The 18,840-nt window shown below is 46.9% G+C and carries 18 protein-coding genes; 7 read left to right on the top strand and 11 right to left on the bottom strand.

Annotation, left to right across the window (positions count from 1 at the left end):
* Window positions 1-42: 42 nt before the first annotated feature.
* Together EC604_RS23530 and EC604_RS23535 are read right to left on the bottom strand one after the other, a co-directional pair.
* Window positions 43-2,190 (bottom strand): alpha-glucuronidase family glycosyl hydrolase, encoded by a 2,148-nt coding sequence (locus tag EC604_RS23530; RefSeq protein ID WP_123066465.1) that lies wholly within the window; start codon window positions 2,188-2,190, stop codon window positions 43-45.
* Entirely contained in the window at window positions 2,187-4,367 is a 2,181-nt protein-coding gene (locus EC604_RS23535; protein ID WP_123066466.1) for a glycoside hydrolase family 52 protein, read from the bottom strand. The genes EC604_RS23530 and EC604_RS23535 overlap by 4 nt, the downstream gene beginning before the upstream one ends.
* Before the next feature lie 226 nt (window positions 4,368-4,593).
* Here EC604_RS23535 and EC604_RS23540 point away from each other — a divergent pair, with 226 nt between their 5' ends.
* Entirely contained in the window at window positions 4,594-5,505 is a 912-nt protein-coding gene (locus EC604_RS23540) for a helix-turn-helix domain-containing protein (protein ID WP_123066467.1), read from the top strand.
* Between the two features lie 47 nt (window positions 5,506-5,552).
* On the opposite strand, the gene EC604_RS23545 is transcribed toward EC604_RS23540, so the two are convergent.
* Both EC604_RS23545 and EC604_RS23550 read right to left on the bottom strand, forming a co-directional pair.
* Window positions 5,553-6,953: an aldehyde dehydrogenase gene (locus tag EC604_RS23545; RefSeq protein WP_123066468.1), complete on the bottom strand. Its 1,401-nt coding sequence runs from the start codon at window positions 6,951-6,953 to the stop codon at window positions 5,553-5,555.
* Between the two features lie 229 nt (window positions 6,954-7,182).
* Window positions 7,183-7,485 carry an ArsR/SmtB family transcription factor gene (locus EC604_RS23550; protein WP_123066469.1) on the bottom strand — a complete coding sequence of 101 codons (303 nt, stop codon included), beginning with the start codon at window positions 7,483-7,485 and terminating at the stop codon, window positions 7,183-7,185.
* Window positions 7,486-7,778: 293 nt separating this feature from the next.
* On the opposite strand from EC604_RS23550, the gene EC604_RS23555 reads away from it, so the two are divergent.
* The 5 genes from EC604_RS23555 (at window position 7,779) to EC604_RS23575 (ending at window position 11,796) form a co-directional block, all read left to right on the top strand.
* Window positions 7,779-8,444: a GntR family transcriptional regulator gene (locus EC604_RS23555; RefSeq protein ID WP_240037143.1), complete on the top strand. Its 666-nt coding sequence runs from the start codon at window positions 7,779-7,781 to the stop codon at window positions 8,442-8,444.
* Window positions 8,445-8,513: 69 nt separating this feature from the next.
* On the top strand, window positions 8,514-9,581 hold the full coding sequence (gene uxuA / locus EC604_RS23560; RefSeq protein WP_123066471.1) for a mannonate dehydratase: 1,068 nt from the start codon (window positions 8,514-8,516) through the stop codon (window positions 9,579-9,581).
* Window positions 9,578-10,453: an SDR family oxidoreductase gene (locus EC604_RS23565; RefSeq protein WP_123066472.1), complete on the top strand. Its 876-nt coding sequence runs from the start codon at window positions 9,578-9,580 to the stop codon at window positions 10,451-10,453. Before uxuA ends, EC604_RS23565 begins: the two co-directional genes overlap by 4 nt.
* Window positions 10,454-10,622: 169 nt before the next feature.
* Window positions 10,623-11,351, top strand: a complete 729-nt coding sequence (locus EC604_RS23570) for a DUF421 domain-containing protein (RefSeq protein WP_123066527.1) — start codon at window positions 10,623-10,625, stop codon at window positions 11,349-11,351.
* A 73-nt stretch (window positions 11,352-11,424) separates the two neighbouring features.
* Window positions 11,425-11,796, top strand: coding sequence for a DUF4363 family protein (locus tag EC604_RS23575; protein WP_123066473.1), 372 nt, complete (start codon window positions 11,425-11,427; stop codon window positions 11,794-11,796).
* Between the two features lie 134 nt (window positions 11,797-11,930).
* Here the strand turns inward: EC604_RS23575 and EC604_RS23580 are convergent, their stop codons facing one another.
* The 7 genes from EC604_RS23580 to EC604_RS23610 form a co-directional block, all read right to left on the bottom strand.
* Entirely contained in the window at window positions 11,931-12,638 is a 708-nt protein-coding gene (locus EC604_RS23580) for a M50 family metallopeptidase (protein ID WP_123066474.1), read from the bottom strand.
* Between the two features lie 41 nt (window positions 12,639-12,679).
* Entirely contained in the window at window positions 12,680-13,171 is a 492-nt protein-coding gene (locus EC604_RS23585; protein WP_123066475.1) for a hypothetical protein, read from the bottom strand.
* A 163-nt stretch (window positions 13,172-13,334) separates the two neighbouring features.
* A complete protein-coding gene (locus tag EC604_RS23590) occupies window positions 13,335-14,408 on the bottom strand; it encodes a metal ABC transporter substrate-binding protein (protein WP_123066528.1) in 1,074 nt (357 codons plus the stop codon).
* Between the two features lie 23 nt (window positions 14,409-14,431).
* Window positions 14,432-15,307, bottom strand: coding sequence for a metal ABC transporter permease (locus EC604_RS23595; RefSeq protein ID WP_123066476.1), 876 nt, complete (start codon window positions 15,305-15,307; stop codon window positions 14,432-14,434).
* Window positions 15,253-15,960 (bottom strand): metal ABC transporter ATP-binding protein, encoded by a 708-nt coding sequence (locus tag EC604_RS23600; protein WP_123066477.1) that lies wholly within the window; start codon window positions 15,958-15,960, stop codon window positions 15,253-15,255. Before EC604_RS23600 ends, EC604_RS23595 begins: the two co-directional genes overlap by 55 nt.
* Window positions 15,961-16,013: 53 nt before the next feature.
* Entirely contained in the window at window positions 16,014-16,163 is a 150-nt protein-coding gene (rpmG, locus tag EC604_RS23605; protein WP_036613813.1) for a 50S ribosomal protein L33, read from the bottom strand.
* Window positions 16,164-16,245: 82 nt separating this feature from the next.
* Window positions 16,246-17,457: a GTP-binding protein gene (locus tag EC604_RS23610; protein ID WP_123066478.1), complete on the bottom strand. Its 1,212-nt coding sequence runs from the start codon at window positions 17,455-17,457 to the stop codon at window positions 16,246-16,248.
* A gap of 306 nt (window positions 17,458-17,763) precedes the next feature.
* On the opposite strand from EC604_RS23610, the gene EC604_RS23615 reads away from it, so the two are divergent.
* Window positions 17,764-18,831: a permease gene (locus EC604_RS23615; RefSeq protein WP_123066479.1), complete on the top strand. Its 1,068-nt coding sequence runs from the start codon at window positions 17,764-17,766 to the stop codon at window positions 18,829-18,831.
* Window positions 18,832-18,840 lie beyond the last annotated feature (9 nt).

Genomic DNA, 18,840 nt, shown 5'->3' on the forward strand with positions numbered 1-18,840 from the left:
TCTCGTTTCAAAGAAAACGTTGCGTACTTCGTACATGATCCATTAGTAGATTTTTCGTGCCTGCTCATCCTGAATTCCGCTCTTGCGATAAAAATAAGTGTTAATCATATCGCGCCATTCCTTCGCGTGATCTGCCTGTTCCTCTTGCAGCGCAGCTACCTTGTCAAAGATGACTGTATCCACTTTAACTTCCAGTTCTCTCCATGTTTCGAGTAAAGCTTCAGCCTGCGCAGCACCTTCGAAATGAGTATCGTAGATGTGCTGGATAACCGTTTTACCGGAATGTAACACATGCGTGTACGGGACGTGATGGAAAAAGAGAATTAACTCATCGGGACAAGTCTCCAGTGATTCATATCGAGTTGCATTTTCAGCATGATATTGGGAAGTATAACCTGTACCACTCTTCACCGTCCGATCGACCCCAATTCCATGACAGTCGGCAAAGTGATACGTTCCCCATTTGGAATACTCGTAACCATCCACATTAGGACCGTAATGATGATCTGGATTTACCATCCAGCCTACACCGAGAGGTGCAGTATAATTTTCATAAATGTCGAGTGAAGACAGCAACATGCCCGTAATCCGCTCCACCACTTGCTCATCATGTCCAAACGTTAATCTCACCCATTCATCTGCGATGGCTTCTGCCGAGAGCTCAGGATTCCACCCCAGTCTGCCATATCCGTACAAATTCGCTTGAGCCAGCGGATGTCCTGTCCAACTTGCATCCGCACCGATGTTGGATACAGCCGCAAATCCACTGTACTGGCGCTGATAGAGCGAACCGTCTGCAATGCGCTTGATCTCTGAGCCTTTGCCCTTAGCATACGTGTCAAAATCCAGAATTTCCTTCCACTGTGGCACAAGATAAGCCAGATGACGCTGTTGTCCTGTATATTCTTGCGTAATCTGGAACTCGATCACTTGATTCGTATTCTCCATCGCCCCGAATAAAGGGGATACTGCTTCTCTAACCTGAAAATCCATAGGTCCATTCTTAATCTGCAAAATGACATTGTCCGCAAACCGTCCGTCTAGCGGTTTAAAGTGATCATAAGCCGCGCGAGCCCGATCTGTAGTACGATCCCGCCAGTCCTGCTTGCAGTTGTATACGAAGCACCGCCAGATGACAAGTCCGCCAAACGGACGAAGTGCCTCGGCAAGCATGTTCGCACCGTCTGCATGGTCGCGATTGTATGTGAACGGCCCCGGACGATTTTCAGAATCCGCCTTGATCAGATATCCACCAAAATCCGGAATTGCAGCGTACACCTTCGCCGTTTGAATGTTCCACCACTCACGCACTTGTTGATCTAGTGGATCAGCGGTCTGTAAGCCACCAACTTCGATTGGACTGGCGTAATTGGCACAAAGAAACAAGCGAATACCATACGCTCTGAATTCAGCCGCTACCTTCGCAACATCACCAAGGTATCGCTCTGTCAGAAAAAGACTCTCTTGCTTATGCACATTCACGTTATTAATCGATATCGCATTGATTCCGGTTGAAGCCAGTAATCGGGCGTAGTCTCGAATCCGCCCTAAATCCTGTGTGAACTCACCGTTTTCGTAAAAAATAGAACGCCCGGCATATCCCCGCTCAATACTGCCGTCCACATTATCCCACTGATTAATCATGCGCAGTTGATTCACGGGTTGCTCTGTAATAAATAAAGGCTTCTCCCCGTCAAGAGCCGAACCGGCTTCTTCTGATTTACCTTGCTTTAATGTCAGTTCACGCAACAAATGAAAAACAGCGTATAAAACACCTTGCGGCGTCTCTGAACCAATAACCAGTTCTTGGAGAGAATCATCTTCACGAATGATAAAACCTTCACCCTGTACAGCAGCACGTTCCGTCTCCGTGAACGCACTAGCCACCTGATTGTTCCCTGCCCAGGTGCCCAATCGGATTGAAGGTTTACGTTGTTCGCCTGAGTCCGTGCTTTGAGACTGAGAATGATGAATTACAGGCTGTTCCCCATATAACTTACCAAGCCCTTGCTTGAGCTCGCTAAGAGCGGTGTCGATGACGAGATGCTGTTCCTGTACATCAATTAGCCGACTCCAGAGAGGAGCTGCCGTTCTCGCAGCTCCTTTCGCTCCTGGCAGTTCAGCATGATAACTTAGCCATGCTTCATATTGCGGGCCGGACAGTCCAGATTGAACAGTAGTTTGACTCATTGTACAGCCTCCTTGCTTGCATAGATCTGTGCAAGATGATTATTTTTGCCTTCAAGTAACCACAGAATAGAAGTTACGCCACGTGGGTAATATTTGCTGCCGACGGCAACACCGGATAAGATCTGGTCACTCCAGCACCAGTAGGATTCTTTCGGATGAAGCAACCATTTCACATGAGCTGCATCCGCTGCTTTCCCAGACTCATCCCACTCCACACCCAAAATTTCACGTGTGATAAATTGGGACAGGTAGATTTTGCTCAACCAGGAGTTGTTGCTTGTCGACGACAGCTTCCAGCCGCCATCTTCAAACAGGCATGTTCCGGGAACTAACACCGTTTTTAGATGTGTGTGCAGTGCCTTGATATAAGGTCCGAACCGGCCGTTAACATCCAGTGCCGCTTCACAACCTGTAAAGTACGGGAATACCAAGCCTTCAATAGCCGGAATGATACGCGAATCGTTATTTTCCGCAATAACCGCCGGGATGTAACCTCTATCAGTCAATTGAGCAGCGATGCTTGCCGCGCAGCGATCTGCTTGTTTTCCTGCCTGATGAGACAGCTCTGCCAGCTTCTCGCCTGCAAACAATTTTTCGAGTGCAACGTAGACAGCCCAGCATTTACCCGCAAGATAGATATTGTTCCGTGATTGTCCAAGGGATACGTCCAAACTATCGTACGTGGTAATCTCTGCCCCGCCTTGTGTACGGCTGCTATCCAGCCCCATTAAGCCATTACGTTGAGCTTCTTCAGGATGGTCACGGTTAAGCATGCTTTGGAAGCATTCCTGAATAACCGGCAACATCTCTGTCACAAACTCCCGATCTTGCGTCTGCTCAATATATACCGTTGCGCAACAAAGCCAGTTCACAAGCTCTTCATGGCTCATCTGAGAGAAACAGTCATCGATGCCGACGAGTTCATATGCCGAATGACCCGGACGGGAAAATACATTGGCAATACCAATATCATGTGTAAACGTAATTCCGCCTGGATGCAGTGTCTCTTCTCCAGGGAAGCGCACCTGATCCGTATAGCTATAACGCTTCACAAACCACTCCAGCTCATTACGAACAGTCCATGGATTAAGAGCAAGCTCGAAGTACAGTTGGTCTGCGGTCAGATCCAGCGTATTCATCATCCGATATTCCCCTTCATTCACAATCCAGAGCGGCTCTCCATCCGCATCAAGCAATTGCGTGCTGGCGTAATAGCTGTGGATGGAATGGGCAAGCATATAGGACTGATCTTCGCTCAGCGCTGCCGTTCCAAGACGCTGATCGACTTCAGCACAGGATGCAGTCAATGCATCAAAACGATTCAACGCATACTGACCCGCTTCCAAAATGTCAGCAAAGTAACGTGTGTACCAATATGTGGTGTCCATACCGGTAGTTACAATTCCGCCCCGATAGAAACATACCGCGAATTGGAACGTGCGTTTCTGACCTGCCGGAACTTCCATCAGCAATACAGATGTAGACCCTAAGCCAAATGCCAGATTGTCCCGATGTTTTTCCCCTAATATCTTCTCCAGCGTAAATCCGCGTGCAGGCCACAGACCTTCATTTTTGGATACAATAGCTGTCAGACGACCTTGTCCAACCCCTGTCAATGATCCTCCCTCTGGTCCACCAATCAAACGCATTGCAGAATACGGATCACTGCCTTGATAACCGAAGTAACCTTTACGGGTCTTCTCGCCTTGGCTGTTGTCAATTGTCATCTCGACCAACACTGCTGGTACGAGCGCATCCATTAGCGCTTCACGCTCTGCACTTTTCGGATGCGGAACGGGACGTACAGGCGAATAGATACGAAATTCCAGATCCCCTGCATTCCATGTATCCGTGCCTGAAGTGAACTCCCGAGTAATGTCTTCATCCCGAAACGCCGAGATCAGCGGCTTTGCCTCTGCACTGTCAGCTTGACTTCCGCTTTCCAGCTTCTCCACATCATAACGGCTGCTCTCATCTTCACTTGCTTCATAAAAAGGCAATGCCTGATAGTGCTCTCCATCACGAGCTTGTAATCCAATATATACGTTTTGGTCAGCCGGCTTCCCAAGTTCAAGCCCCAGCCCCCCTTTAGCCCCTTTGTAACCTAGCGTGAAACTGGCAAATGCACCAATTGGTGCGTGATGCGCATTGTAAAAAATGGAATTGGATGTACTCATTCTCTATAACCTCTCTCGGAATAAGATCTGCATACGTTTTCATTAGCCCATCCTATCACGCAGTACCCGTCCAGACCATGAACAAATCAATCGAATATTTACCCAAATCAAGCCGATGTATGATAAAATATAAAGCGGTTACAATTTTAAAATTTTAATGAATTCGTTTTAAATATGTTCATAGCATAGCATAGCATAACATGACCCAACATAAGGAGGAATTCAAATGTCTTCCACGTATTTACCTCCCGATCTGGGAGAATGTGTGCATGAAGTGTTTTACCCAGATGTACAAACCACTGTTAACTTGTTCGCCATTCATCTGCGCAATGTCGGACCCGATTGGGACTATCCGGCGCACGAGCATCCTCAATATGAGCTCAATTATGTAACAGAGGGTGTGCAGTATATGACCATAAACGGTACTTTATATGTACAAAACGCTGGCGAGCTGCTGCTGATCCCTCCAGGTAGCATCCATTCCAGTCAGAGCCGAAACGGAGAAGGCTTCACCTATTTCTGTATGCATTTTGATATCGATGATCAGCTGTTTCTCTCCCTTCTGGCTCGAATCAAGCAATTATTATTCAGTGCAGACAGCCCGGTTACCCAGCAGATTGAACCGGTGCTGCACAAACTGATGTCTTCTGCCCACGATCAATCCGCCAGCGCTATGGTACAGCGTATGCAACTGCAATCCGCCGTATTTGAGCTGTTTGGGCATCTCTGGGAGACCGTGTCTCAGGAAGCAGCCCAGACGTTTGCGGGTGGGTACGAGCGGATTGAACTGGCGCATCAGATCCGTACTCGGCTACAAGGACTAATGAGCCAGCAATTCAAACAAGGCGATGAACCCGACAGCCACTATGGCATCGATGATATCGCCGCAGAACTCGGCATCAGTACTTCGCATTGCAATCGTGTGTTCAAACAAGTATTTGGGCAGTCTCCTCGTACCGTTTTATCTCAAATGGTGCTGCATGAGGCCAAAGTTCTATTAGGTAATCCGCAGCTCTCTGTACAAAACATCGCAGTGATGCTTGGGTATAAGGATATCGCCCATTTTAGCCGTCAATTCAAACGGTGGTCGGGGAAGTCCCCTTCACAATATAGACAGGAACAGCCTGCTCTGGAGTAATGTCCAGCAACAGGCTGTTTTCATTGGCTGTATATGTTACAACTCGTTTATTTCAGCAAACGTTTGATCAAATTCAATTTGTTATTGTATGGCGGATACAGCATATGCGGATTGAGCTTGGTGCTCTTTTTCAAAATACTTTTCATGTGCGAAAAGGTCTCGAAGCTGTACCGTCCATGGTACGAGCCAATACCAGAATGACCTACTCCTCCAAACGGCAGACGTGGATTGGCCACATGTGTAATCGTATCGTTAATACATCCCCCGCCAAAAGAAACCTCAGTTAACACTTTATCCTGAACAGCTGGGTTGGATGTGAACAGGTACAAGGCTAACGGCTTTGGTCGTTTAACAATTTCGCTAATAGCTTCATCTAAATGACCATAACTGATAATCGGCAAAATCGGCCCAAAGATCTCGTCCTCCATCGTGGCTGCATTCCACGATTCCGCATCAATTAAGGTCGGTTCAATAAAGCGATCCTCTTCATCGGAAGTCCCTCCAAAGATGACCTGATCCCGATCTCGTTCAATCAGAGCAGTCAAACGTTTAAAGTGTGACTTGTTCACGATGCGCCCGTAGTCCTTATTGTGCTGAATGTCTGTCCCAAAGAAGGTTACAATCGCGGCTTTCATTGCATCAATTAAAGGCTGTTTTACACGCTCATGTACGAGCAGGTAATCCGGGGCGATACAGGTCTGTCCCGTGTTAAGCAATTTGCCCCAAATAATTCGCTCAGCCGCCACTTGAATGTCCGCCTGCTCATCCACGATAACAGGACTTTTTCCGCCTAGTTCGAGCGTGACCGGAACAAGGTTTTTCGCTGCGGCCTCCATCACGATCTTCCCAACAGGTACACTGCCTGTAAAAAAGATATAGTCGAACGAAGAATGGATAAGCGCTGTTGTTGTGTCTTTGGCCCCTTCAACCACTTGCACATATTCTGGCTCAAATACTTCACCAATCAATTTCTTCACAACAGCTGATACAGCCGGTGTGTTCTCGGAGGCTTTAAGCACCGCCGTATTGCCTGCGGCAATCGCGCCAACCAGAGGTTCAATAAGGAGCTGAAAAGGATAATTGAACGGCCCAATGATGAGTACCGCACCATACGGCTCAGGCAAGACATAACTTTTGGAGCCAAGAAGCGCCACTTGAGTTCTAACCTTAACAGGCTTCGCCCACTTTTTGATTTTACGCATCGTGTGTGTGATGCTGTCGAGCATAAATCCAATCTCTGTCGTATAGGATTCAAATTCGCTTTTGCCCAAATCTTGATACAATGCCTGTGTTAGCTCGGTTTCATATTTCTGAATAGCCTGTTTGAGTCGGCTCAGCCGTTCTATTCGCACACCAGCCTGGCGCGTAGCACCTGAACGAAAAAATGTACGTTGCTTCTCCAGGATCACGTGTACATCCTCATGGGTCAATTCCTGAAACGTAGTCATAACAGTCATCCTCCTTCGTTTTGAATGATTTATTGATCAAAGGTTTAAACTGACGAACATATAGGATACATGCCTTGGCATGCTAACTCTTTCCTTACTACTACTCATCATTGCAGCTGTAGATATTTTCAACAGAACCACCTTAAGCCGCTACTTTGCGTCTGCATTTCTTACATGCGCATTCTCATAATAAAGCTTTCTCGCATGGCATTAGCATCAGTCACTTATTTTAAAGGCATTCCTCTTCAAGCGCAGCGACAAGCTGTTTCAGCAGATCGACGGAAGCATGCAGCGAAGCTGAATAATAACGTTGTGTTCCCTTCTGTTCCACGGATATGAGCCCTTTTTCCAGGAGCAACTTCAAATGATGGGATATGGCTGGACGGGACAGGCTGGAATGTTCCGTAATTTCATTCACTGTCATATGGCCTTTCTCGCTCAGCATGAGCAAAATGGATTGACGATGGTTGTCACTCAGAACTTGAAACAGCGGGATACATGTTTGGAAAATGGAGATTGCTTTCTGGCTCATTATTGCACCTCTATTATCATTGGTTATACTCTGTTGTCATTCGACTGGTTTAGGCATTTAATCATTTTTATTATATTCGTTTAAACATTTAAACCTATATAAGGAATTGTACTTCCTTAGATCTCAAATCTCAAGCAAAATAGCTCAGAACATATAATTCTTTATAAATAAAACGCTTCCACTCCACCATGCTTGTATGGTAGTATGGCAATGAAGGAGTTGAAGTTGTGGAACATACCCCCAGATTATCATCCAGAAGCAGTTTGTCGCCCTTGTCAGGCCACCTCTCAGCGTTGAACAAGCAATCCTACTCGACGCGAGATTTGGTTTATGACACGCTGAAACAACAGATTTTGAGTCTGCAATTGCCTCCGGGTACGGCCATTTCGGAGAAAGAAATCGCCTTGGACTTTCAGGTTAGCCGGACACCTGTGCGCGAAAGTTTTGTCCGACTCGCTCAGGAAGGTCTGCTGGAAGTGTATCCCCAGCGTGGAACGTATGTCTCTCTGATTCAACTGAATCTCGTTGAAGAAGCCCGATTTATGCGCGAGCAGCTTGAGCGTGCTGTCATCCGTCTAGCTTGTGCACAATTTCCAGAAGAGCAGATGTTGGCCCTTGAACAAAATCTTACAGAGCAGCAGCAATGTCTGAGCGAACCGGATGATGAACGAATGTTTCAACTGGATGAGGAGTTCCATAGTACTCTTTTTGCTGGCTGTAACAAAAGCAACACCTGGACGGTGATTCAGCAGATGAATGTGCATTTGAATCGAAGCCGGATGCTCCGTCTGTCTTCCGATCATCATTGGGATCACTTAATAGAGCAGCACCGATCCATGGTTCAGGCGATTCAGCAGCACGATGCAGAGAAAGCAGAACGTCTGATGCAGGAACATCTACATTTGCCAGTGACGGATCTGGCTGTTCTGCGGAGTACATATCCTTCCTATTTTCAATAAGTAAAGAATTTCTGCTTTCCCATCGTAATGTATGCTGTTTCTTCCACTAATGAGGATGAGGTGAATGAGATGAAGATGGTTTTTCGCTGGTTTGGTGAAGGCAATGATACGGTATCGCTGGATCAGATCCGGCAAATTCCCGGCGTCGAAGGCATTGTATGGGCACTACATGATGTTCCTGCAGGCGAAGAATGGCCGATGGACAAAATACTCGCTGTCAAGACAGCTGCGGACCAAGCCGGGCTGCATCTGGATGTCGTAGAAAGTGTTAATATTCATGAAGATATCAAGCTTGGACTACCTTCACGGGATAAATATATTAGTAATTATATTAAAACTATGGAGAAACTTGCCCAAGTGGGTGTCAAAGTAATCTGTTATAATTTTATGCCGATCTTCGACTGGTTGCGTACGGATCTGTATAAAGAAATGGAAGACGGATCAACAGCCCTCTTCTATGAAGCTAGCAAAATTGAAAACATTGAACCAATGGAACTGGTTCGCAAAATCAATGAAAACTCCACCCTCACAATGCCGGGCTGGGAACCTGAACGACTGCAGTATTTGACAGGTTTGTTTGAAGCCTATAAAGATGTGACCGAGGAAGATATGTGGGAAAATGCACGTTACTTCCTGCAAGAGATCATTCCTGCCGCTGAGCGGCTTGGCATTCGAATGGCGATTCATCCCGATGATCCACCATGGCCCATCTTTGGTCTGCCTAAAATTATAATCAATCAGGACAATGTTCGCAGATACCTGAACCTATATGACAGTCCGGCGAATAGTGTAACGCTGTGCAGCGGATCTCTCGGTGCCAATCCAGACAATGATATTATTGGGATGATTCATGAGTTCAGTGATCGGATTCCGTTTGCTCACATCCGGAATGTGAAGGTCTATGAGAACGGTGACTTTATCGAAACCTCTCACCGCAGTCAGGACGGAAGCGTAGATATCGCGGGTGTTGTAGAAGCCTATCACGATATTGGTTTTGAAGGATATGCCAGACCGGACCACGGTCGACATCTGTGGGGTGAAAAATGCAGACCAGGCTACGGGCTGTATGATCGCGCACTCGGAATTATGTATCTCTGGGGTGTCTGGGATTCACTGCAAAGGAGGGCAAACGCATGAGCGAACACAATTCGAACCTGAAACTGGATCGAACTTCTCGCCTTGAAGGCAAAACAGCCGTGATTACCGGAGGAGCAGGTGTACTATGCCGCTCCATGGCTGAAGAACTTGCAAGACACGGCGCCAAGATTGCCATCCTCAACCGGACAGTAGCCAAAGGTGAGGAAGTCGCATCGGCAATTGAAAAAGCGGGCGGCCGTGCCATTGCCGTTGCATGTGATGTCACCCAGGCAGAAAGTGTACAGGCGGCAGCGGATATCGTACGAGAACAACTCGGCCCTTGTGACATCCTGATTAATGGTGCTGGTGGTAATAACGCCAGTGCCAATACAACAAATGAAATTTTCAAACCGGAGGATTTGGGCAATCCTGATGTGACCACTTTTTTTGACGTAAGTGTTGCAGGGTTTCGCCAGGTGATGGATCTCAATTTTGTGGGTTCTCTCATCCCTACTCAAATTTTTGCCAAACACATGATTGAGCGCGATGTACCGGCTACAGTCATCAATATATCGTCCATGAGTGCTCCATCTCCCATGACCAAAGTGCCTGCGTACAGTGCTGCCAAGGCGGCTATTAACAATTTTACACAATGGCTTGCTGTGCATCTGGCAGAGTCGGGGATTCGAGTCAATGCGATTGCACCAGGCTTCTTCCTGACCGAGCAGAACCGCAACTTGCTCTTGCAGCCCGACGGCTCACCTACGGAGCGTTCCAGCAAAATTATTGCGCATACCCCAATGCGTCGTTTTGGTAAACCGGAGGATCTGCTCGGTACGTTAATGTGGCTGGCAGATGAACAACAGTCCGGCTTTGTAACAGGTATTGTTGTCCCTGTAGACGGCGGATTCATGGCCTATTCGGGTGTGTAGCCTTCTTTTTGGACACATCGATTGTCTGAAACAGACACAATCAAACCGAACCTCGTGAAGTAATCACGGGCTTCGGTTTTTTTGACGTTTATTTTGCCCCTCAGGTGATAAGGAATAAATTGCATCGTTGTGGGCAAGGATTGTGGGTGTAAAGGGTGGTGATGCATATATGATGGAGGAAACTACGGTCGTTGCTGTGCGAGCGATTATTGCTTTTCTAACCTTAATTGTCTATACGAGGGTACTGGGAAAACAACAAATGGGCAACCTGACCTATTTTGATTATATTAACGGCATTACGATTGGCTCCATTGCCGGTACGTTTGCCACAGATTTGTCGTCCAAAGCGTGGATTCATTTTGTAGCGTTAACCATCTTCACCTTGATCACCATCATCTTTCAATACATTACACTGAAAAGCCGAGCCTTCTCCCAAATTACGGACTCCGATCCCACGCTGGTCATTCAGAATGGTAAAATTCTGGAGCAAAATCTGAATCAAATGCGCGTGAAGTTCAACGAACTCACGATGATGCTGCGGCAAAAGGATGTATTCGACCTGACCACGGTTGATTATGGCATTTTAGAACCGGATGGTACTTTGTCCATTGCGTTGAAACCGGAGAATCAGCCCGTAACCGCAAAGGATATGCACATGCATCCACCACCTCAGAAACTCATGACCGAGCTTATTATCGACGGTGCATTAATGAAAGAAAAACTGGCGGAACGGAATAAGGACAGCCGCTGGTTAACCGAGCAATTGAAAAAGCAAAATCTGACGATTCAGGACATCGCATTTGCTGCCATTTTACCGAATGACAAGTTATATATCGATTTGTATAAAGATCGGTTATCAGACAAGACCAGCACAGATGAGGAAAAAAAACGTAACTGATTCTGAATGAATCCGAATTGATCTGAACTCGTAAAAACACAATCTGACCAAACTTGTCCCAGGAGGTTCGGAAATGAAAAAGCATAAATGGCTGCTCTATACCATACCTATTATCATGCTTTTGCTGTTCATCGCGATCATGATTAGCGGCCCTTGGCTCAAAAAACCTTTTGGCACGCAAGATCGCTTACTGGAATCTATCCAACTTCTGGAGAAGCAGGTTCAGCATCAGCAGTGGACACAAGCCAAAGCTCAAGTGGAGTACGCCATGCAAGCTTGGCATCGGATCGTCAACCGCATTCAATTCAGTGTGGAGCGTGAAAGTATCTATGATATTCTGGGCGCACTTGCACGCATCAAGGGTGGTATCGCGGCGAAGGATGATCAAGCGATTATGGAGGAAATTTATTATTTTTATGCGTTATGGGATAACCTCGGAGACTAACTGGAAAGAAGCTAAACGTAGCTCATTAGAGGTACAAATCATTGCAGACTAACAGAAAAAATTAAAAAGCACCTCCTCTACGCAAAAAGGAAGTGCTCTTTGTTGATCGTTCATGCCTTATTTAGGCCGCGTTCTTATGCTCTGTGTAATCCACGGGATTTCGACTTCGAGGGACTAGCCGTACCTTCTTTACGGAAAAAGAGTGCAAGTGCTCCCTTTGCACACCATAGTGCAAACAGTGCAAACAGCGTACCCCAGAATAGCGCTGGCATGAGTGTCTGTTGCGCCAGATTGGCCGCATCTCCAGCCTGAGAAGGACGGGTCCAGGATGCCCAACCGATATACATCGCACTAACGACAGACTCTTCGAGCGTAATAAAGGCCAGCAACAGGTAGTAGTACTTGGCGATTTTTACACCAAAAATCATAATAACTACATTCAACGCGATAAAACCGGTTAACCACAACATACCGAATTCACCTCTGACATATAACAACAGCGACACAAGTGCCACAGCCGTCATCAACCCCAGCCCCCACATATGTCTACCTTTCCGGTACAAGTAAAAGAGCAGCCATGCAAAAAGCGATGCACCAATGTATCCTGCCAGCGAAACAAATATCGCTCTCCCCGATGTCAGCATAGACGAATACGTAACACCGCTATGATCCGCGTATAATTCAATGCGCAGCACTTTGCCGGACAAAACCAGTGTCATCAGCGCATGAGCGAATTCATGTATCATTGTATCCAGATTACGGAACAAGGACGAGAACGGGATAAATCGGGTCAGAAATACAGAGGCCATTAGAAAAAGGATCGTTTTGAGCCATTTGTTCAATCTGTTCAGACCTCCTTGCCTTCAACTAGCGAGCCTATTCATTATAGTACGTCAGGCTTCCCTGCTTCGTTTCGTCTTTTGAAATCAAGCGCGCACCGCTCCATCCACCAGCAGAAGCTGCGATTATGTCCAATGAAAAAAGAAGATAGATCATATCGCCCCCGCCCTTTCTCAAAAGTAACCAGAAGTCGATTTCGCATCCGCACAATGGCATCGTTCACAAACTGTTCGGCGGCTTTGCTGTGGATAAGCGTCACATACGCATATAGTGAATGATCGACAGGTTCATCCAGCGGACTAACCCCGGCACACGAAAACTCGGTCTGTACCCCCGCTTCCTGGAGCAGGCTCAATGTTCGAACCAGCTCTGTATCGACCTCTACCCCGTTCCACATCACCGTCCGTTTGGGTAACACGGTTCGTTTGTCCCGTTCGGTCCAGTGCAGCAGTTCCTGTTTCCGTCTTCTCCACAGATGGACAGGCTGTTCACTGAGCAGCACTTCCTGTTCCTCAAATTCTTCATGTACGTTCATCATGTTCCTCCCGGTCTGCATATCCGATCGTCTCAAACGAAAGAGAGCACATCACTGTGCTCTCTGCTTCGCAAAAGGCAAAGGAATAGGTCACGTTCATTCCTCAGCATGTTGTTATATTGTACCTTTTTCGGTGAAAAGCATCAAATGCTCATTAAACTTCCTATTCGTTCAATGCCAGCTTCAGCGCTTCCAGATTCTCTCTCATCACACTAATGTAGTCCTTGCCTGCCTTAACCTCATCCTCGGTTAGACCTTCGATGGGATTTAACACGGCTGTTTTGGCTCCAATTTCTTGTGCAATAGTCTCGGATACTTTGGATGAAACGAGTGTTTCGAAAAAGATCGTTTTTACCTTGTGTTCCTTGGCAAAATCAATGACAGATGCCATCTGAGCTGCGGATGGTTCCTGTTCAGGAGACAACCCGGCAATCGGAACCTGCTGCAAACCATACTCCTCTGCCATATATGCAAAAGCCGCGTGCTGTGTAATAAAGTCCTTACGTTTGCTGTCCTTTACAGCCGCTTTGAAGTCCTCATCCAGTGCTTCCAGCTTGGCAATATATGCATCGGCGTTTTGCTTGAACTGGTCTGCATGCTGAGGGGCCGCTTTGGCAAGTCCAGCTTCAATGTTACGTACTTCCTTTATAGCGAGCGCCGGTGACAACCACACGTGAGGATCAAGTCCACCGTGGTCATGGTCATGCCCTTCGCCTGTTGCAGCGTCATGGTCGTGACCTTCCTTCGCATTAGCATCATCCCCGTGATCATGCTCTTCAGTGGTTGTTGCTTTGTCCGCATGATCGTGGTCATGTGCTTCTTCTTCCACACCCTCGTGGAGCGTAATCCCTTGACTGGCTTCCACCTGTACAAGTTTGCTATTGCTTAGGCTATCTTTGACCTGATCCATCCAAGACTCCATGCCTGCCCCGTTGTAGACGAGAACATCTGCTTTTTCAATGCTCGCGATGTCCTGAGGCGTTGGTTCCCAATCATGGGGCTCCATGGCTGGCGGAATAAGCGTATGTACATCAGCCAGATCGCCCGCTACATTTTTCGTAAAATCATACATCGGATAAAAGCTGACCTCTACATTTAATTTTTGCTCCGAAGCCGCTGGAGTGCTCGCTGCCGCAGCTTGCTCCGGATTAGAGGTTGTTGTTTTTTGACCGCAGCCTGTTGCAACAAGTGCCAAACTGAAGATAAGTCCCAGTGCTGAAGTTTTACCCAATTTCATCGTCTGAATTCCCCATTTCATCTTTATGTGTTGCCTTTTGAATGAATATATAATGTTGCTGTCCGCTGCTTAATATCGCGATGACGTTTACGATTGTATAGTGAAACCAGCTTTTGGGCTGATATTCCAGTCAACAGGAAAAATAACAGGATGAGTGCAATCGTTCCTCCCGGCGGTGTATTCCACTCGTAGGAGGCGGTCAGACCACTGAAAATACCCGTCAGACCTGTAATGACAGCAATAACAATAGCTGCGGCAAAACTGCGTGCAACCCTCAAAGCTAATGCTGCCGGCAATACGATAAGTGCAGATACAAGCAGTACACCGACAATCGGCATCGCAGCTGCTACGGTCATTCCGGTTAGTACCGCAAAGGCAAATGATAAACCTTTCACCTGTACGCCTCCAATGGAAGCCGTCTCTTCATCAAAAGTCAAATTGTACAACGGTCTTCGCAAAACGAAAAAAAAGGTCAATCCAATCAAACATACCGCTGCCATCATCCACAGCTGAATGTTACTCACCGCGACAATGGAACCAAACAGATAAGAACTGAAGGTTTTGGAAAGATTCATTTTCAGACTCATTAATACAACAGCCAAAGCGAGACCAGATGTCATAATGATTGCAACCGGCACCTCACTGTAGGTCCGATAGCTTCGCCGTAGCTGTTCAACCAGCAGAGCACCAATGATTGCAACAGCGAAGCCGCTTAGAACCGGATTCAGGTTCATAACCGAACCCAGGGCAACCCCTGCCAGTGAAACGTGAGAAAGTGTATCAGCCATCAGTACCTGCCGTCTAAGCATCAGATATACACCCAGAATGGGTGCAATGATTCCGATTAGTCCCCCAGCCCAGAAAGCACGTTGCATGAATTCGTACTCAAACACTGCCATTCCTCACTTTCTTGTCGCTCCAAGGTGATCGTTCGATCGAGCCGGTTACCGACTTCTTCGAGACCGTGAGTTACCATGATGATGGTGAGACCATGAACATCTGCGTAGTGACGCGTCAAGTCATAGAACCCTTCTCTGCTTCGCCGATCCATACCGGTGGTGGGTTCATCCAGCACAAGCACTTGCGGCTGTCCAGCCAGAGCTCGTGCGATACAGATTCGCTGCTTCTGGCCGCCCGAAAGTTCTCCTACGCGTGCATGGCGGTATTCCCACATGCCGACCTCACGCAGGCTTCGTTCAACAATTGCTTCTTGGTCCGAAGTGAATCTCCGAAAAAGACCTAACTTGTGGTAACAACCGGATCGCACCAGTTCGAGTACCGTGCTCGGAAAACCACTATTAAATGAGGCGACTTGCTGAGGTACGTAACCGATCTCCAACTTTTTGCCTCGTAGCTGTTGTGTATTCATATGTACCGAACCGCTCCAGGGCTTCAAGAGCCCCATCAGCAGTTTCAGCATCGTTGTCTTCGCAGAGCCATTTGGCCCCGTGATGCCTACAAATTCGCCCACATGAATATCCAGCGACAGCTGATCAATGACAGGTTCTTTACCATATCCAAATACGACATCACGCATGGAAGATAAGATCATGGGTAACCTCTTTCTATTTTCGTAAATATTACGATTTAAAAAATTCAAATTTTTTAGCGGGTTTCCCGGTGAATCGTCATCTTCTTCAAACGAGGTGAATACTTCTTCATTTCCAGACGTTCTGGATGGTTACGCTTGTTCTTGGTTGTTGTATAGTTGCGATCTCCGCACTCCGTGCAGGCTAAAGTTACAATGACTCTCATGATGTTGCCTCCCTTTATCTATTCGTAATAATTACTATTTAATAACACTAGCCTAAGCCTATTCTTTTGTCAACTTCTTCTCTTAGCTCCACTGTGGAAAAGGGTCTTTCAACTCGCGCCAGTTCATCTGCATCTCTTCATCTGTAAGTAATGTCTCATCCAATGTTCGTTCAATGGCTGCACGATCCATATCGATCCCGATAAACACCAGCTTGGTTACCCGGTCCTCCCACTCTTCATCCCAATCCGGAATAGCTGGAAGTGTGTCGCCAAAATGAAGATGCCGTTCTTCCTCACTCATCGCCCCTACCCATATTCCCGCGGGTGCAAGCTGTTTGGAAGTACCCGCATGGCTAAATGAAATGGCCATATGGTTGCGTGTAGCCATCCACATCAAACCTTTGGAACGAACGATACTGTCCGGCCACTTGGCAATCCAGCGCAGCAGGCGCTCGGGATGGAATGGACGTTTGCGGTGATACACAAACGAATGAATACCGTATTCTTCGGTCTCAGGCGTATGCTCCTCTTTCATTAATTCGCGGATCCAGCCCGCGGACTGGCTTGCTTTTTCAAAATCAAACCGTCCGGTATTTAAAATCTCTCTCGGATCAATCTGTCCATGCGTCGTGCGAACCAACTTGGCCTCAGGCTGCATCGCGTGCAGTGCTTTTTCAAGCTTGGATAGCTCTTCTTCGGATACCAGATCACATTTGTTCAGCACCAGTACGTCGCAAAATTCAACCTGGTCGGTCAGCAAATGTACAATGCCCCGCATGTCATCTTCTCCGGCTTCCTGTCCGCGATCCTTAAGCGTCTCTTTCGAATAGAAGTCACGCCAAAACTGAGCAGCATCCACAACGGTTACCATTGTGTCTAGACGAGTGAATTGGGTCAGATCAATGCCAAGTTCCTCATCAATGTACGTAAATGTCTGAGCCACAGGAACCGGTTCGCCAATGCCCGTGGATTCAATCAATATGTAGTCGAACGACCCATCCAGCGCAAGCCGCTCCACCTCTTTTAACAAATCTTCACGAAGTGTGCAGCAGATGCATCCGTTTGACATCTCCACGAGCTTCTCATCAATCCGCGATAAACCGCCTCCGTCCCGAATCAACCCCGCATCAATATTGACTTCACTCAGATCGTTTACAATGACAGCGACTCGCATACCCTCCCGATTATGAAGCACGTGGTTTAGCAATGTAGTCTTACCAGCTCCAAGATAACCGCTAAGAACCGTAACTGGCACTCGGTTGTGAGTTTGTTGTTGCTTTTCTGATACTGACATTATTGGTTCCTCCACTTCTTATCGTTAATTAAGTGATCCATCGAAGCTTTCGGGATGTTCAGAAGGAAAAAAGGGATAAGGGGTGATGTACTTATGATGGAGTACTTATATGAATTATATATTTAATCGTAATTATTACTATTAAATATATGGAGAACTATACCTTACCACACCTTAGCTTGTCAACTGCATGTCTGTGGACGAACTTTTTAATCGTAAAATAACTTATTAACTGAGTGTATCGATGTATGTTACGGCAAGTACAAGCATATATTCTAGCAAAGTTCTAGTAACGGAGGTCTTTTCATGAGAATCGCAGCTAGTTTGAAACTTCTCACCTTCCTTGTTCCCTGTGCCTTTCTGGTTCCGGTTATTATTGCGTTTGCCCCGGATCTCAATAAGGTCTGGAATAGTGAAGCGTTGCAAAATATAAAAACGGTATTTGTCAGCATTTTTCTGGAAGCCGCCCCTTTCCTGCTGATGGGTGTTTTCCTTTCCTCCCTGATGCAATGGTTCGTATCGGAAGAGATGGTGCGAAGACTCACCCCCAAACATCCCGTTGGTGGCGTGCTTGTGGCGGGTCTGCTCGGTATTATTTTTCCCATCTGCGAATGCGGAATGATTCCGGTTGTACGGCGGCTTATGCATAAAGGCATGCCTGCTTACATTGCGGTGACGTTTATTTTAAGTGGACCTGTCGTCAATCCAATTGTGTTTACAGCAACTCTACTGGCATTTCCTAATCATCCAGAGATCACCATCGCTCGTATGGGCCAGGCGTTTGCTGTAGCGGCTGTTGTTGGCGGGCTTGTATATGTGTTCGTAAAACGTAATCCTCTGCGCACACCCAAAGCAGTCGTAACCGAAGTAAAGACGCACCCTGGGTTCAAAATGGCTTCCTTACCTCATTCTCATACACATACTCATGCTCACTCGCACGGAGACTCCTATGATCATCATCACTCTCATAAGAAGGACTGGCGCAGCTTTTTCATCCACGCAGGTGAAGAGTTCGTCGATATGAGCAAATATTTGGTGATTGGTGCGTTGATTACAGCCTGCATTCAGACGTTCGTGAGTCGCAGTGATCTGATAGCGCTAGGAAACGGCCCGATTGCGTCGTATGTATTTATGATGGGTTTTGCTTATGTTCTATCCTTATGTTCTACCTCAGATGCTTTTGTTGCGTCAGCCTTCTCACATACCTTTGCTTTGGGTCCGCTGATTTCCTTCCTTGTGCTCGGCCCGATGCTGGATTTCAAAAGCACGCTGATGTTACTCTCCACCTTCCGCACTCGCTTTGTCATTGGCTTAAGCCTGGCGATTATCATACTGGTTTTTGCCGGGTCATGGCTCGTGAACTTCTTTGGATGATTGAGGGGA

Origin of the sequence: Paenibacillus amylolyticus, from assembly GCF_003719335.1 — a bacterium.
In the GTDB taxonomy this organism is placed as follows: domain Bacteria; phylum Bacillota; class Bacilli; order Paenibacillales; family Paenibacillaceae; genus Paenibacillus; species Paenibacillus amylolyticus_D.